Below are 15,525 nucleotides of genomic sequence, written 5' to 3' on the forward strand. Positions count from 1 at the left end.
AGCGGAACCTAGACGCGCGGCTTTTCGCGCATCTCGAAGGTCTCGATGATGTCGCCTTCGGAGATGTCGTTGAACGAGCCAAGACCGATACCACACTCGAAGTCGGTACGGACTTCGGTTGCGTCATCCTTGAAGCGCTTGAGCGTCTCAACGGTGAGGTTGTCACCGATGACCTTGCCGTCGCGGCTAACACGTGCCTTGGTGTTACGGCGGATGATGCCCGTGCGGACGATCGAACCGGCGATGTTTCCGAACTTGGAGGAACGGAAGACTTCGCGGACCTCGGCAGTACCGAGCTGGACTTCTTCGTACTCCGGCTTGAGCATGCCCTTGAGGGCCATCTCGATGTCATCGATTGCTGCGTAGATGACGGAGTAGAAGCGCATGTCCACGCCTTCACGGTCAGCCAGTTCAGCGACACGCTCAGCCGGCTTGACGTTGAAGCCGATGATGATGGCGTTGTCCACCGTTGCCAGGTTGACGTCGTTCTGCGTGATGGCACCCACACCGCGGTGGATGACACGGAGCTGAACGTCGTCGTCTCCGACATCGATCTTGAGCAAGGCGTCTTCGAGGGCTTCCACGGCACCGGAAACGTCACCCTTGAGGATGAGGTTGAGGGTGTCGATCTTGCCTTCAGCAACGGCCTGGTCAAAGTCTTCCAGGCTGATGCGCTTGCGACGCTTCGCCAGTGCGGCGTTGCGGTCGGCAGCTTCACGCTTCTCGGCGATCTGGCGGGCCGTACGCTCGTCCGGCGTCACCAGGAAGGTGTCACCTGCACGCGGCACGTTGGACAGGCCGAGGACCTGGACCGGGCGGGACGGCAGTGCGACATCGAGTGCCTCGCCGTTCTCGTCGAACATGGCACGGACGCGGCCGTGAGCCGTACCGGCCACGATCGTGTCACCCACGGCCAAGGTACCGGACTGCACCAGAACGGTGGCCACGGAACCGCGGCCCTTGTCCAGGTTCGCTTCAATGGCAATGCCTCGAGCGTCCTTGTCCGGGTTGGCACGCAGGTCCAGTGCGGCGTCGGCCGTCAGCAGGACGGCGTCGATCAGTTCGTCGATGTTGAGGTTCTGGCGGGCAGAAACCTCAACGAACATGGTGTCGCCACCGTATTCTTCGGGAACCAGGCCATACTCGGTGAGCTGCCCCTTGACCTTGTCAGGGTTGGCGCCTTCCTTGTCGATCTTGTTCACTGCGACGACGATCGGCACGTTGGCTGCCTGGGCGTGGTTGAGTGCTTCCACCGTCTGCGGCATAACGCCGTCGTCGGCTGCAACAACCAGGATCGCGATGTCGGTGACCTTGGCACCACGTGCACGCATGGCCGTGAAGGCCTCGTGACCGGGGGTGTCAATGAACGTGATGTCGCGGGCCGTGCCCTCGTGGATGTGGCTGATCTGGTAAGCACCGATGTGCTGGGTGATTCCACCGTGCTCGCCGGCCACAACGTTGGAGTTGCGGATGGCATCAAGCAGGCGGGTCTTACCGTGGTCAACGTGACCCATGACGGTGACAACCGGCGGGCGTGCCTCGAGGACATCGTCACCCTCGGCGTCGAGCTCGTCCTGGATGTTGATGTCGAACTGGTCCAGCAGCTCGCGCTCTTCGTCTTCCGGCGAAACAACCTGGAGCTTGTAGCCAAGTTCGGCACCAAGCAATCCAAAGGTGTCTTCGTCGAGGGACTGCGTGGCCGTTGCCATCTCACCGAGGTGGAACAGAACGGTCACGAGCGACGCGGGGTTCGCATCGATCTTCTCTGCAAAGTCCGTGATGGAGGAACCACGGCGCAGGCGGATGATGGTCTCGCCATCGCCGCGGGGTACGGACACGCCGCCCAGCGACGGAGCACTCATCTGCTCCAGTTCCTGGCGCTTTGCACGCTTCGACTTGCGCTGCTTGCCACGACCGGCGCCGCCCTTGCCGAAGGCACCCTGGGTGCCACCGCGACCGCGGCCACCCTTGCCAAAGCCACCGCCGGCGGGAGCGCCGCCACCGGTACCTGCACCTGGTGCGCCACCGGGACGACCCGGTCCGCCGCCACCCGGACGGCCTGCGCCACCGGGACGACCTGCGCCACCGGGCGCCGGACGCTCAGTGCGGTTGGGCATCATGCCCGGAGTAGGACGGTTTCCACCACCGGGACCGCCGGCCGGACGCGGAGCACCACCGGGACGGGGTGCACCGGGACGCGGAGCACCCGGACGGGGACCACCGCTGCCTGCTGCGGGACGGGGACCACCGGCACCTGCTGCGGGGCGGGGACCACCGGGGCGTTCGCCATCGTTGCGGCCACCTGCACGGGGCATGCCCTGTGAGGTTGCAAACGGGTTGTTGCCCGGACGCGGCGGACGTTCGCCATCGCCACCACGGCCGCGGGGCATGCCCTGGGACGTAGCGAAGGGGTTGTTGCCCGGACGGGGACCGCCGGGACGCGGAGCCTGGCCGCCCTGGCGGGACGGAGCCGGAGTCTCTGCCTTGGGAGCAGGACGGGCACCGGGCTTCGCCGAAAACGGCGTCGTGGATGCGGCGGGAGCCGAGGGCGCTGCCGGGGCAGGCGCCGCAGGAGCAGATGCAGCGGGGGCGGCAGGTGCAGCCGCGGCGGGTGCTGCCGGAGCCGGAGCCTTTGGTGCAGCCGGACCCGGAGCCGGAGCGGCCGGACGGGATGTTGCGGGAGCAGCCGGAGCCTTGGGGGCGGCTGCAGGTGCGGGGGCAGCTGCCTTTGCAGCGCCTGCACCGGGGTAAGCGTCGCGAAGCTTCTTCACGACGGGGGCCTCAATGGTGGAAGAGGCGGAGCGAACGAATTCGCCCAATTCCTGCAGTTTTGTTACTGCATCTTTGGAAGTAATACCGAGCTCTTTGGCGAGCTCATGTACGCGGACCTTGGCCACATTTCTCCTGTCTCGGTCCGCACCGAGCCAGGCACGAACCGTCTACTTCTTACTGCGGGCCCCTGCCGCCAGCGCGACTAAAAGGCCCATTGCAGAGCGCAACAAAGTTGTCATCGTTACGCACTCATCGCTGGGAACTCATCGGGTTTCCATCAGTTTTCTGACCCGCTTTCAGGTTTGGACGGTTTTCCTGTGGCAGCCTGAGCCTCCACAAGTGGCGCGCCTGACATGAAGTAGCTTTCGACGGCGCTTGTTTCAGTAGCGCCCGCAAGGGCCCTTCCGAAAGCACGCCGCTTGATTGCCAATGCCAAGCACTTTTCGCTGGGATGCAGCCACGCACCCCTGCCGGCCATCCGGCGTCGAACATCCACAAGGACAGTGGACGAACCACGGCCTTGGGCGACCAGCCGGACAAGCTCGGACCGAGAGCCTTGCTTCCGGCATCCGATGCAGGTACGAACAGGGCCATGGCCGCGTTCAAGCAGTTCAGCCACGACGTGTCCTTACCTGCCTCTGCAAACTTGCGCTGACGGCCGACCCTGCACATGCAGATAAGGCACGTCAAGGCGCGCGGATACCGGACGTAAGCCCGGTTCCATCTATTCTAGCCCCCCGGCCCCGGACAGCCGAAACCGGCCACACCGCCAGCGCGGCGCGGCTCCCGGCGGCCAGGCCGCCGGAACGATCGTTAGTCGGTCTTGGCCGGGGCGGCGTCGGACACGATATCGATCCGCCATCCGGTCAGCTTCGCAGCGAGGCGTGCATTCTGGCCTTCCTTGCCGATCGCCAAGGAGAGCTGGTAGTCGGGCACAACTACACGGGCCGAGCGAGTTGCCTCGTCCGTAATAGTGACCGAATTCACCCGGGACGGTGACAAGGAGTTGGCGATGAAGGTCGCCGGGTCCTCGCTGAAGTCCACGATGTCGATCTTTTCGTCGTTCAGCTCGGTCATGACTGCACGGACGCGGGAGCCCATTTCGCCGATGCAAGCGCCCTTGGCGTTGACACCGGGGATGTTCGCTTTGACGGCGATCTTGGTGCGGTGGCCGGCTTCCCGGGCAAGTGCCACGATCTCGACGGAACGGTCCGCGATTTCCGGAACTTCCATTTCGAACAACTTACGGACCAGGCCCGGGTGCGAACGCGAAAGCGTAATGGACGGGCCCTTCGCCCCACGGTGGACATCCACCACGAAGGCACGAAGCCTGCTGCCGTGAATGTACTTCTCACCAGGAACCTGCTCGGGTGGCGGCAACAGGGCCTCCACGGATCCAAGGTTTACCTGGATCATGTGCGGGTTGTTGCCCTGCTGGATCATGCCGGCAACGAGTTCGCCTTCGCGACCCTTGAATTCGCCTAATACGTTATCGTCCTCAACGTCGCGAAGACGCTGCAGGATGATCTGGCGTGCCGTGCTTGCAGCGATACGGCCGAAACCGGCCGGGGTGTCCTCGAACTCCCCGATGGCCTCGCCGTCATCGTCGATTTCCGTTGCCCAGATAGTCACGTGGCCGCTCTTGCGGTCCAGCTCGGCGCGGGCCTTCTCGAAGGCACCGGGCGTCTTGTGATAGGCCACCAGGAGCGCTTGCTCGATGGTGGGAATCAGGAGGTCCAGCGGGATTTCACGCTCACGCTCCAGGAGTCTCAGTGCGCTCATGTCAATATCCATTAGGCCTCCTCGGAAGGTCCATTGTGTTCGTCTGCCAGCCCGGCCTCGTGGAGGTGGCTGAATTCAATCTCGACTTTTCCGTGGCGGATCCTGTCGAAAGGAATAGTGATGGGGTCCCCCTGTTTGGGCTTCATGCCCTTTTTGACCTCGTGCTCCGGAATGAGGGTTACACCGGCGTCATCTACTGACGCAATCCGGCCAAGGACGTTCTCACCCTGGATGACGTTGACCCTGACCATGCGGCCGCGGGCCCTGTGCCAGTGGCGCGGTTCCGTCAGCGGACGGCCTACTCCTGGCGAAGAAACTTCGAGGTCGTAGGGACGGCCGTCGTCGTGGGGATCGTTGTCCAGAATATCGGACAACCCACGCGAGACATCTGCGATGGCGTCAAGGCTGACGCCTCCGGTCTCCTCCTGCGGAAGATCCACGACGACGTGGACCGTGCGGTGTGAACCGGCAACGTGGATGGAAACATCCTCGAGGTAGAGCCTGTTGGCAAGGACTGCCGGTTCGAGCAGCGCCTTTAGCCTGCGCTCTTCCGGGTTGTGGATGGTGGCCGTTGAATTCGACTCAGTACGGTCTGTTGAAGTCGTGGCTTCCGAGTCACTCACGTTGCCCGCCGCCTCCCGATAGATGTTGTTGTGACTACTAGCCTAACGATTTTCGGCAGCACATGGTGCACGGAGTTTCCCGTCCACATGACACCATGGTGTGTTGTGGACGAGCAGACAAGTGAAAAACGACAATCACCAGCGTGGGGTCGGCTCCTTCTCATTTCCGTGGTTGCGCTGCTCGTTGCGGGCACGGGAATCGTACTTCTACCGCGGGATTCCGGGACTCCCCCCGCGGTTTCATTCTCCGAGTCTGCCCTCGCCGACGCTTTCGCCGATACTCAGGGGCTGCGGGAATCGGCTGCTGGATTGATGGCAGCTGGAGGATCCGGTTCCCAAACGCCCGCCCTGGACGATGCTGTGACATTGCTGACAACACAGTCCCGGGCCCTCCTTCCACCTTCTGCCGCAACTGCTGCCACATCCGCGGCCTCGACGGCAAGCGATAAAGATGACCCTTCTGAGGATGATGCGGCCCAGCAAGCGACGCCCGCTACAGTCGTGGCTGGCCTGACCGCCAGCGGGCGGCAACGACTGGACGACGCCCGCGAGGCCGACGGCGGGGTCGCCCGGTTGCTCGCCGCCGTCGGATCCGCCCAACTTCTCCAGGGCGAAAAGCTGGCTGCGGTGTGGCAGCTGCCGGTACCGTCGCCGACGTCAAGTGGTAGCGCGCCTGCCACTACACCGGCTGTGCACCAGTGCCCTTCAATCAGCCCCACCCCGGATGCAACCGCTGCCACCACCGATGCGGCTTTGGCCGCCACTGTCCGTTCAGAACAGGAAGCCGTCTACATCTATCAGGTGGCGCTGAAGCGATTGGACGCTGGCGCAACTGCCCAAGCCGCCAAGGATCTTGCGGTGCACGAGCGTCTGCTTCAACAAGCGGAGGCCTTGACCCGCCGTAACTGTGGCGACGTCCCTACCCGGGAGGCCGGATACAGGTTGCCTGCACAGTTCGCTGAAGACCCGGCCGCGGGCTTGGGAGCCCTGGAATCGGACTCCCTGCAGGGATTTGGCGATCTCATCGCGCTGTCGACAGGAGAGACCCGGGACTGGGCCACCAGCGGCCTGCTGGCGGCCGTGCGCAGGAGCTTGCACTGGGGTGCCGCGCTGGCCGCTTTGCCGGGGTTGGAGTTCGACGCCGATGACTTGCCTCCCCTGCCGACGCCCGCCCCCAGTTAATCCACGCCCCAGTTAATCCACGCCCCAGTTAGTACCAACCGCAGTTAGTCCAAGCGGCGGATGGGATAGGCGAGCCTAGCCATGCTGGCCAAGGCGGCCCGGCGGTGCTTGGCTTGAACCATGGCTTCCGCAGAAACTGCTACCACGCACGAGAACGAACCGCATCGTGATGACCTTGCCCATAGGCTGAACTGGCTGCGCGCCGGAGTTTTGGGGGCGAATGACGGCATCGTCTCCGTCGCCGCGATCGTCGTCGGCGTGGCCGGTGCCACGACCAACACCGGCAGCATCCTCGCTGCTGGTACGGCTGGCCTGGTGGGTGGCGCCATTTCCATGGCGTTGGGCGAGTATGTATCCGTCAGTAGCCAGAGCGACACGCAGAAGTCGCTCATCGAGAAGGAACGCCGGGAACTCGCCGAACAGCCGGAGGAAGAACTCGAGGAGCTTGCCGCGATCTACCAGGCGAAGGGGCTCACACCGCGGACCGCCCGGACAGTGGCCGAAGAACTCACGAAGCACGATGCCCTTGCGGCGCACTTGTCCGCCGAGCTCAATATCCACGAAGACGACATCGTGAGTCCGTGGAACGCCGCCTTTGCCTCGGCAGTGGCATTTACCCTGGGCGCCGTGCTTCCCATGCTGGCCATCCTGCTCCCTCCCCCCGCAATGCGGGTTCCACTGACGTTCGCTGCCGTCCTGCTGGCTCTCGCGATCACGGGAGCCCTGGGGGCCTGGATTGGTGGGGCACCCAGGTTCCGCGCAGCGGCCCGGGTGGTGCTGGGCGGAGCCTTGGCGCTTGCAGCCACGTTCTCGATCGGAAGCCTCTTGGGCGCCAGCGGCGTTTTCTGAGGGTAGTACCGCCGGGCAGAGCTAGGCTGATGGCGTGACCCTTCACGCCATGATTCCGATTCCGGGCGACCTCCACGCCCGATACAACCGCGATTCTGCGGGGCGGGACTGGCTGGCGAGCCTTCCGGGGCTTATCCGTGAGGCTTTGGACCGTTGGCAGTTGTCCGTGGACCTCGCACCCGGTGAAGAGCCGTGGAACGGACACGGAGCCTTGGTTGTGCCCGTTCTCCAGCACAGCAGGCAGGCTGCGCTGAAGATCGCCTATCCGCATGAGGAAGCTCTCGTGGAGCGCCATGCCTTGGCCCTGTGGGGTGGCCACGGAGCTGTCCGGCTCCTGGCTGCCGACACCGCCAGTTGCTCTATGCTGCTGGAACGCCTCGACGCGTCCTGTTGGCTACAGGATGTCCCCATGGATGAGGCCCGGCAGGTCTGGGGTGAGATCATGCGCGAGCTTTCCATTACCCCTGATGATCGTCCCGAGTGGCGGGGATTCGATCACATCGCTGCCACGGCCGAGCGCTGGAGCGACGAAATGCCTTCTGAGTGGGAGCGGCAGGACCGGCCCTTCCCGCGATGGCTCTTGGAGGCCGCGCTGGAAGTGTGCCAGACCCGCGGTGCTGTGGGCCGCCGATCCGGCAGGGACGTCCTGGTGCACACCGATCTGCATTTCATGAACATCCTCGGCACCTTGGACCCTGATCGCGGCGAATACTTGGCCATCGATCCGCAGCCGCAGATCGGTGAGGCCGAATTTGCGGTGGCGCCTGTTCTGTGGAACCGGATCAAGGATCTGTCACGCCGCGATCCTGCATCTGCCCTGCGGGAGCGATGCCGGGATTTCAGCCTCGCCGCTGGGCTTGATCCGGAGGTCGCGCGACAGTGGAGCATTGCCCGCGAAGTGGACAACGCCCTATGGTACGCGGGAAAACGAGGTCACGAAGGCGATCTGGCCCGTTCCTTGTGGGTGGCAAGCACGCTGGCGGGCAGGACACTGGAAGGACTTCCAGCAGCACATGATTTGCCCGGGCCCGGGGACGCAATCAGCTGAAGTTATCGTTCCAGACGTCCATGCCGAGCTTGATGATCAGCGCCGCCACGACGATCAGGAACACGATCCGTACAAACCCGCTCCCCCTGGCTACGGCTGTCCGGGCACCCAGATATCCGCCCGCCATATTCGCGAACCCCAGCACCAGGCCCACTCCCCACAACAGGGAACCGTGAGGGAGGAAGAAAATCAGGGCACCGGCGTTGGTGGCCATGTTGACGATCTTGGCCTTTGCGCTGGCTTCAAGGAAGGCGTAACCCATGGCCGAGACCAAGGCGATCACCAGGAATGACCCCGTACCGGGACCGATCAGGCCATCGTAAAAACCGATCACGGCACCGATCAGGCAAGCCACCACATAGTGCTTGTGCCCATCGTGCCGCAGAGCCGTCAGCTCGCCCGCGCTGGGGCGAAGTGCCGTGAAAATCGCGACGGCGATCAGCGCCACCACAATGATGGGCTTGAAAACGCTGGCCGGCAGCGATGCAGCAAGGATGGCACCGCCAAAGCTCCCCGCCAGCGCAATCACCGCCATGGGTATTGCCGTCTTGAGGTCCGGTCCCACCCGCCTGTAATAGGTGGTGGCACTGGTGGTAGTGCCGAAGATGGAACCCATCTTGTTCGTGGCCAGTGCCTGGACTGGAGTGATGCCAGGTACCAGCAGAAGTGCGGGGAGCTGGATCAGCCCCCCGCCTCCTACTACCGCGTCAACCCAGCCGGCTGCGAATCCGGCCACCACAATCAGGATGATGGTGGTGAGCTGGATAGTCTCGAAGCCGGAAATCACCGGTTACGGACAGCGTTGACCACGTAATCCACGGCCTTCTCCACCGAGATGTTCTCGGCTTCACCACTGCGACGGTCCTTGATCTCCACTACACCGTCCACAAGTCCACGGCCGACGGCCAGGATAGTGGGCACGCCAACGAGCTCGGCATCGCCAAACTTGACGCCGGGAGAAACCTTCGGACGGTCATCAAAGATGACGTCGAGGCCTGCAGCCTCGAGTTCCGCCGATAGCTTCTCTGCAGCTTCGAAAATTTCGTCACCGCGGCCCACAGCCACAACGTGTACATCGGCGGGAGCAACCGAGCGTGGCCACACCAGGCCGCGGTCGTCATGGTTGGCTTCGGCAAGGGCTGCGACAGCACGGGTGACACCAACACCATAGGAGCCCATGGTTACGACAACCTGCTTGCCGTTCTGGTCCAGCACCTTCAGGTCCAGCGCCTCGGCGTACTTGCGTCCGAGCTGGAAAATGTGGCCCATTTCGATGCCACGGGCAGTTTCAAGCGGCCCGGAGCCGTCCGGTGCCGGATCCCCTGCCCGGACGTCGGTGCATTCGATGACGCCGTCCCAGGTGAAGTCGCGGCCCGCTACCAGTCCGAAGACATGCTTGCCATCAACGTTGGCGCCCGTCACCCAGGTTGTGCCGGACACGACGCGGGGATCCACGAGGAACAGCAGTGTGGAGGACCCTTCCAGGCCCAGCACTTGTTCGTCCAGGGACAAACCAGGGCCGATGTAGCCCTTGACCAACCACGGCAGCTTCTTGAGGTCTTCCTCGTTGGCTGCTTCCAGACCGATCTCGCCCGAGATGGGAAGGAACGATCCAATGTTCGCCTCCACCCGCTTGAGATCCACCGCACGGTCACCCGGAACGCCGAGGACGACGATCTGGCGTTCACCAGTGGGGAGAGTCACGGCGAGGACGACGTTCTTCAGCGTGTCAGCGGCAGTCCAGGCGCCGCCGTCGGCCTCGCTGCGGGGTGCGAGCTGGTTGGCTGCGTCAACCAGTGTCTCGATGGTCGGTGTGTTCGGTGTGTCCAGAACCTGGGCAGCCGGCGCGTCCGTGAAATCAATATCCTCAGGGACAACCGTGGTGACTGCCTCGACGTTGGCGTAGTAGCCGCCGGCCGAGCGCACAAAGGTGTCCTCGCCGATCTCGGTGGGGAAGAGGAATTCTTCGCTCTTGGAGCCACCCATGGCACCTGCGGTGGCAGCAACCGGAATGACTTCCAGGCCCAGGCGTTCGAAGATCTTCAGGTATGCGGCGCGGTGGGCGGCGTAGCTTGCGTCCAAGCCGGCGTCGTCAACGTCGAAGGAGTAAGAATCCTTCATGATGAATTCGCGCCCACGGAGGAGACCCGCGCGGGGGCGCGCTTCATCGCGGTACTTGTTCTGGATCTGGTACAGGCTCAACGGCAGGTCCTTGTACGAGGAGTACAGGTCCTTGACCAGGAGCGTGAACATTTCTTCATGCGTCGGAGCCAAGAGGTAGTCGGCACCCTTGCGGTCCTGAAGCCGGAACAGGCCCTCCCCGTACTCGGTCCAGCGGTTGGTGGCCTCGTAAGGTTCGCGCGGCAGCAGTGCCGGGAAGTGGACTTCCTGCGCGCCAATGGCCGACATTTCCTGCCGGATGATCTCCTCCACCTTGCGCAGGACGCTCAGTCCCAGCGGCAGCCACGTGTAAATGCCAGGTGCGGCACGGCGGATGTAACCGGCCCGGACCAGGAGCTTGTGGCTGGCGACCTCGGCGTCGACGGGATCTTCACGCAGGGTGCGCAGGAACAACTGGGAAAGGCGAAGGACCACGGGTACGTATCCGTTTCTATGGCAGATGTGGCAAAAACAACTGTCTACTAATCTACCGGCTGCCGGCGGGCGACTCAGCACAGAATGGCTCAGCACGGAACAGCTCAGCACAGAGAAGAGCCACGCCGTCGCGTATGGAAGCCCCTGGCCAAAGTTCGGCTGGTCATCCTGCGATGGCGTGGCTCAGCGGCCGGCCGGCCGCAGACTCTGTCCGGGGACTAGTCCCCCGTTCCCTCCAGCGGAACGGGATCGCCTGCGACTGGGAAGCATTGGTGACTGCCGAGCTCACGGATGGTGCGGCTGCCAAAGGCATCCTTCAAGGTTTTTGCCATGATTCCCCCTGTAACCACCCGTGCCCCATCGACACGGCTTGGGAAAAACTTATGTGATAGCGGACACGTTTTCAAGGATTTTGATGGCAAAGTGCCCTTGACCGCGCCGTTGGCCAGACTTAGCGTTAATTCATCACTTGGTGAATTACTCGTTGGTGCCGGAGGCAGCCATGTCAGATGCAGCAATAGAAGCCAGTGGCCTGCATATCTCCCGGGGCCGGACAAGAATTCTGCGGGGCCTGGACTTTGCCGTGGACAGCGGGCAGATCACGGGGCTGCTCGGCCCGTCGGGAAGCGGCAAGACGACACTCATGCGCGGCATCGTTGGGGTACAACGCATCACCCGTGGATCCATCAGTGTCCTTGGCCGTCCAGCGGGCAGCGCACCCTTAAGGCACGACGTCGGGTACGTCACCCAAGGTGCCAGCGTCTACTCGGACCTCAGCGTCGAAGCCAACGTGAAGTACTTCGGCGCCATGCACAAGGCAACGGCGGCGGACGTCGCGGAGTCGATTGCCGCCGTCGGGCTCGAATCATTTGCGAAGCAGAAAGCCGGGAACCTCTCGGGCGGGGAGTTCAGCCGCGTGTCCTTGGCATGCGCGCTGGTCGCGCACCCCAAGCTGCTGGTGCTGGACGAACCGACAGTGGGTTTGGATCCGGTACTGCGCGCGGAGTTGTGGGAGCGGTTCGTTGACATGGCCGCTGGCGGAACGACGCTCTTGGTTTCCAGCCATGTGATGGAAGAAGCGTCGCATTGTTCCTCGTTGCTGCTTCTGCGGGACGGCCTGCTGCTGGCGCAGCTCACACCCGCCGAGCTCGCGGAACGGGGACGCAGCAATGACCTTGAACGCGCGTTCCTGAACATGATCAAAGACGCCGAACGGGGCCCGGACAGCGGCCAGCCGGCAAAGGAAAGCCAGGTGGCATCATGAATCTTCGGATGACCTTTGCCACCACCGCCCGGGTGCTGGGTCAGCTGCGGCACGATCACCGCAGCGTGGCGCTCATTCTGGTGGTTCCGGCGCTGCTGCTCACCGCCGTCTACTATCTTTTCGAGAACGAAACACTGCCTCCGGGCGTTCCGCGCACCTTCGATCGCGTTGGCCTGATGATGCTGGCGATCTTCCCGTTCGTCGTCATGTTTCTGGTCACGTCCATCACCATGCTGCGGGAACGAACTTCCGGGACCCTGGAGCGGCTCCTCACCACCCCCATCCATAAAGCGGACCTCTTGTTCGGCTACGCCATTGCCTTCTCCATCATGGCCGCGCTGCAGTCGCTGGTGGCCACGGCTGTTGCCTACTGGATCTTCAACCTCGACATCAAGGGCAGTCCCGGGTTCGTCGTACTGATCGCGGTCATCAACGCTGTCCTTGGAGTCGCCCTGGGGCTGCTGTGTTCGGCCTTTGCACGCACCGAGTTCCAGGCTGTCCAGTTCATGCCGGTTGTGGTGGTGCCACAGATCCTGCTCTGCGGGCTCTTCGTGGCGCGGGAGCAGATGAACGACGCCCTCGACGCCATATCCGGAGTCCTTCCCCTGACGTTTTCTGTTGACGCCCTTCAGGAGATCGCAGGGAACATCGACGCAACTGAAACCATGTGGCAGGACACCATGGTGATGGGCGGAATCGTTGTCGGAGTCCTTGTCCTTGCCTCATTGACCCTGAGGCGGCAGACGTCATGAGCCTGGAGCCCCTGCGCCGCGGCCGTCGAAGCGGGAGCGATCATTCGCGCGAAGCCATTCTGGTGGCGGCCCGGAAGTTGTTCGCGGAGCAAGGGTTCGACGGCACCAGTCTTCGACAAGTGGCACGGGAAGCTTCAGTGGACCCGGCCATGGTGCACCACTTCTTCAAGGGCAAAGACGAGTTGTTCGCTTCCAGTGTGGAGTTGCCTGCCGATCCTGAAGAGGTACTGGCCGGGGTTGAAACCCTGGAACCGGAGGCGAGGGCTGAAGCACTGGTCCGTGCGGTAGTGCGGTTGTGGGAGAGCCCGGCGCAGCCCGGCCTGGTGGCATTCGTCCGGGGAACCATCGGATCGAAGGCCAAAACGGCACTGCTGCGGGAGACGGTGAGCCGGACCATCCTGTCCCGGGTCATGGTGGGCGTGGAGGGTCCTGCTGAGGAAGTCCGCCTGCGTGGCAATCTGGTGGCGACACAAGTGGTTGGACTGATGCTGCTCCGCTACGTAATCCGGCTCGAACCGCTGGCGAGTGCTGATCAGGAGGAGGTAGTGAGCCTGATGGCACCGACCATCCAACGGTATCTCACAGGGAACCTGGACTCCCCGGGCTAGAAGAGGACTGTTGCGAACGTCCCGACTTGCTCGAAGCCGACTCTTTCGTAGGTGGCCCGGGCCTTGGCGTTGTAGTCATTGACGTACAGGCTCGTTACGGGCGCAAAGGTGCGTGAGAGATTTACGACGGCGGCCATGTAGCCAGCGCTTTGGTGGTGCCCACGCATCTCCGGATTCATCCATACGCCTTGGACCTGCGTGACGTCCTGGGTAACTGCACCCAATTCTGCCTTGAAAACAACGGTCCCGGCAGCGTCGATGTGGACCAGCGAATGCCCTTGGCGGATAAGCCCGGCAACGCGCCTGCTGTAGAAGTCCTGGCCGCCCAGGAACGGCGAGTAGCCAACTTCTTCTTCGAACATTGCGGCGCAGGCGGGCAGGATGCGTTCGAAGTCCGCCATGGTGCCGAAGGTCAGCAAAGGATTCGCTTCGATGGCCGGCCCACCGGAAATAGTCAAAAGGGGCTGCCTGGAGCGGACCTCGTGCGCGAAGTGGCCCAACTGCTCAAAGCGGGAGTAGAGGGCCAGCACCGTTTCTGCTGGCCCAAAGATGGAGGCGTATCGCCTGCCGGATTGGTGGGCCGCCGTAGCTACATATCCGGTAAGCCCGGGATCGAGTTGCACCGGTACCAGGTTGGCTCCCGCCCAACAAGCTCCAAGGAGGGTGTCGTCGTCGAACACGCCCAAGACGCTGGCGCCGCCGCTGGTGGGCGCGGCCGATCCTACGCTGTCCAGGTGCGCCAGGATGAAGACGTTGGCAACGGGATCTTCGCTCGCAAGCGCGCGAAGGGCCAAGGTGTCGGCACTGCCGAGCACCCTGACCCCCAGGCCTGTCTCGTTACGAGACGCTAACCACGGGGCTACCCTTGACAGCATCTTCGCCATCGGCCTCCCCCATCTCTTCAGCGATACGCATGGCCTCTTCGATCAGTGTCTCAACAATTTCGCTTTCAGGCACTGTCTTGATGACTTCGCCCTTCACGAAAATCTGGCCTTTGCCGTTTCCGGAGGCTACACCGAGGTCCGCTTCGCGGGCTTCACCCGGGCCGTTGACTACACAGCCCATGACGGCCACGCGGAGGGGGATTTCCATCCCCTCAAGGCCGGCGGTTACCTGCTCAGCCAACGTGTACACGTCCACCTGGGCGCGGCCACAGGACGGGCAGGACACAATCTCAAGCTTGCGCGGGCGCAGGTTCAATGACTGCAGGATCTGGTTGCCTACCTTGATTTCCTCCACGGGCGGCGCCGAGAGGGAAACGCGGATGGTGTCACCGATTCCGCGGGACAGCAGTGCCCCGAAGGCAGTCGCGGACTTGATGGTTCCCTGGAACGCCGGACCGGCTTCGGTTACGCCAAGATGCAGGGGCCAGTCGCCCTTTTCGGCGAGCATCTCGTAGGCAGCAACCATGATGACGGGGTCGTTGTGCTTCACGGAGATCTTGAAGTCGTGGAAACCGTGCTCTTCGAAGAGCGAGGCCTCCCAGACAGCGGACTCCACCAGAGCTTCAGGGGTGGCCTTGCCGTACTTCTTCATGATGCCCGGCTCCAGGGAACCAGCGTTGACGCCAATGCGGATGGACGTCCCATGGTCCTTCGCGGCCGCGGCAATTTCCTTGACCTGGTCATCGAACTTCCGGATATTGCCGGGGTTCACACGGACCGCTGCGCATCCTGCTTCAATGGCCGCGAAAACGTACTTCGGCTGGAAGTGGATATCGGCGATCACGGGGATCTGGGACTTGCGGGCGATGATCGGCAACGCCTCGGCGTCGTCGGCTGACGGGCAGGCAACGCGGACGATGTCGCAGCCGGAGGCAGTCAGTTCAGCGATCTGTTGAAGCGTGGCGTTGATGTCCGTGGTGGGCGTGGTAGTCATGGACTGCACGCTGATGGGTGAATCGGAGCCAACGCCAACGGATCCAACCTTGATCTGCCGCGTCTTACGGCGCGGGGCAAGGACGGGGGGTGGGGCTGCTGGCATTCCCAGGCTGACCGAGGTCACGTGGACTCCTTGGGTTTGGGGTGGATCGTTGTGGTGGAGGACGCCG

Annotated in this window: 14 protein-coding genes; 6 read left to right on the forward strand and 8 right to left on the reverse strand. The window is 63.2% G+C overall.

All coding sequences use genetic code 11. The features are described from left to right. Window positions 1-8: 8 nt before the first annotated feature. The 4 genes from infB to AC1DD5_RS17810 form a co-directional block, all read right to left on the reverse strand. Window positions 9-2,897, reverse strand: coding sequence for a translation initiation factor IF-2 (gene infB, locus AC1DD5_RS17795; RefSeq protein ID WP_442005764.1), 2,889 nt, complete (start codon window positions 2,895-2,897; stop codon window positions 9-11). A 152-nt stretch (window positions 2,898-3,049) separates the two neighbouring features. After that, complete coding sequence (locus tag AC1DD5_RS17800; protein ID WP_442005763.1) at window positions 3,050-3,391, reverse strand: YlxR family protein; 342 nt, start codon at window positions 3,389-3,391, stop codon at window positions 3,050-3,052. A gap of 194 nt (window positions 3,392-3,585) precedes the next feature. Beyond that, window positions 3,586-4,566 carry a transcription termination factor NusA gene (gene nusA, locus AC1DD5_RS17805; protein ID WP_442005762.1) on the reverse strand — a complete coding sequence of 327 codons (981 nt, stop codon included), beginning with the start codon at window positions 4,564-4,566 and terminating at the stop codon, window positions 3,586-3,588. Next, the gene (locus AC1DD5_RS17810) at window positions 4,566-5,177 is read right to left on the reverse strand and encodes a ribosome maturation factor RimP (protein WP_224092279.1); all 612 of its coding nucleotides are present in this window, start codon (window positions 5,175-5,177) and stop codon (window positions 4,566-4,568) included. The genes nusA and AC1DD5_RS17810 overlap by 1 nt, the downstream gene beginning before the upstream one ends. Window positions 5,178-5,282: 105 nt before the next feature. Here AC1DD5_RS17810 and AC1DD5_RS17815 point away from each other — a divergent pair, with 105 nt between their 5' ends. The 3 genes from AC1DD5_RS17815 (at window position 5,283) to AC1DD5_RS17825 (ending at window position 8,256) form a co-directional block, all read left to right on the forward strand. After that, on the forward strand, window positions 5,283-6,359 hold the full coding sequence (locus AC1DD5_RS17815; protein WP_442005761.1) for a DUF4439 domain-containing protein: 1,077 nt from the start codon (window positions 5,283-5,285) through the stop codon (window positions 6,357-6,359). Window positions 6,360-6,479: 120 nt separating this feature from the next. After that, window positions 6,480-7,208 carry a VIT1/CCC1 transporter family protein gene (locus AC1DD5_RS17820; RefSeq protein ID WP_477519017.1) on the forward strand — a complete coding sequence of 243 codons (729 nt, stop codon included), beginning with the start codon at window positions 6,480-6,482 and terminating at the stop codon, window positions 7,206-7,208. A 49-nt stretch (window positions 7,209-7,257) separates the two neighbouring features. Beyond that, window positions 7,258-8,256 carry an aminoglycoside phosphotransferase family protein gene (locus AC1DD5_RS17825; protein WP_477522316.1) on the forward strand — a complete coding sequence of 333 codons (999 nt, stop codon included), beginning with the start codon at window positions 7,258-7,260 and terminating at the stop codon, window positions 8,254-8,256. Here the strand turns inward: AC1DD5_RS17825 and AC1DD5_RS17830 are convergent. After that, the gene (locus AC1DD5_RS17830; protein ID WP_477519016.1) at window positions 8,249-9,043 is read right to left on the reverse strand and encodes a sulfite exporter TauE/SafE family protein; all 795 of its coding nucleotides are present in this window, start codon (window positions 9,041-9,043) and stop codon (window positions 8,249-8,251) included. The genes AC1DD5_RS17825 and AC1DD5_RS17830 overlap by 8 nt on opposite strands. Beyond that, window positions 9,040-10,851: a proline--tRNA ligase gene (locus tag AC1DD5_RS17835; protein WP_477522296.1), complete on the reverse strand. Its 1,812-nt coding sequence runs from the start codon at window positions 10,849-10,851 to the stop codon at window positions 9,040-9,042. Before AC1DD5_RS17835 ends, AC1DD5_RS17830 begins: the two co-directional genes overlap by 4 nt. A gap of 502 nt (window positions 10,852-11,353) precedes the next feature. Here AC1DD5_RS17835 and AC1DD5_RS17840 point away from each other — a divergent pair. From AC1DD5_RS17840 to AC1DD5_RS17850, 3 genes are read left to right on the forward strand one after another with little or no spacing between them, the layout of a single operon-like run. After that, on the forward strand, window positions 11,354-12,115 hold the full coding sequence (locus AC1DD5_RS17840; RefSeq protein WP_477522297.1) for an ABC transporter ATP-binding protein: 762 nt from the start codon (window positions 11,354-11,356) through the stop codon (window positions 12,113-12,115). Between the two features lie 8 nt (window positions 12,116-12,123). After that, a complete protein-coding gene (locus AC1DD5_RS17845) occupies window positions 12,124-12,867 on the forward strand; it encodes an ABC transporter permease (protein WP_477519013.1) in 744 nt (247 codons plus the stop codon). Next, a complete protein-coding gene (locus AC1DD5_RS17850; protein ID WP_477522298.1) occupies window positions 12,864-13,475 on the forward strand; it encodes a TetR/AcrR family transcriptional regulator in 612 nt (203 codons plus the stop codon). The genes AC1DD5_RS17845 and AC1DD5_RS17850 overlap by 4 nt, the downstream gene beginning before the upstream one ends. On the opposite strand, the gene AC1DD5_RS17855 is transcribed toward AC1DD5_RS17850, so the two are convergent. Beyond that, entirely contained in the window at window positions 13,472-14,350 is an 879-nt protein-coding gene (locus AC1DD5_RS17855) for a GNAT family N-acetyltransferase (RefSeq protein ID WP_477522317.1), read from the reverse strand. The genes AC1DD5_RS17850 and AC1DD5_RS17855 overlap by 4 nt on opposite strands. Then, window positions 14,313-15,479: a flavodoxin-dependent (E)-4-hydroxy-3-methylbut-2-enyl-diphosphate synthase gene (gene ispG / locus AC1DD5_RS17860; RefSeq protein ID WP_216925300.1), complete on the reverse strand. Its 1,167-nt coding sequence runs from the start codon at window positions 15,477-15,479 to the stop codon at window positions 14,313-14,315. Before ispG ends, AC1DD5_RS17855 begins: the two co-directional genes overlap by 38 nt. Window positions 15,480-15,525 lie beyond the last annotated feature (46 nt).

It is taken from the genome of Paenarthrobacter sp. 10L420 (assembly GCF_056395385.1).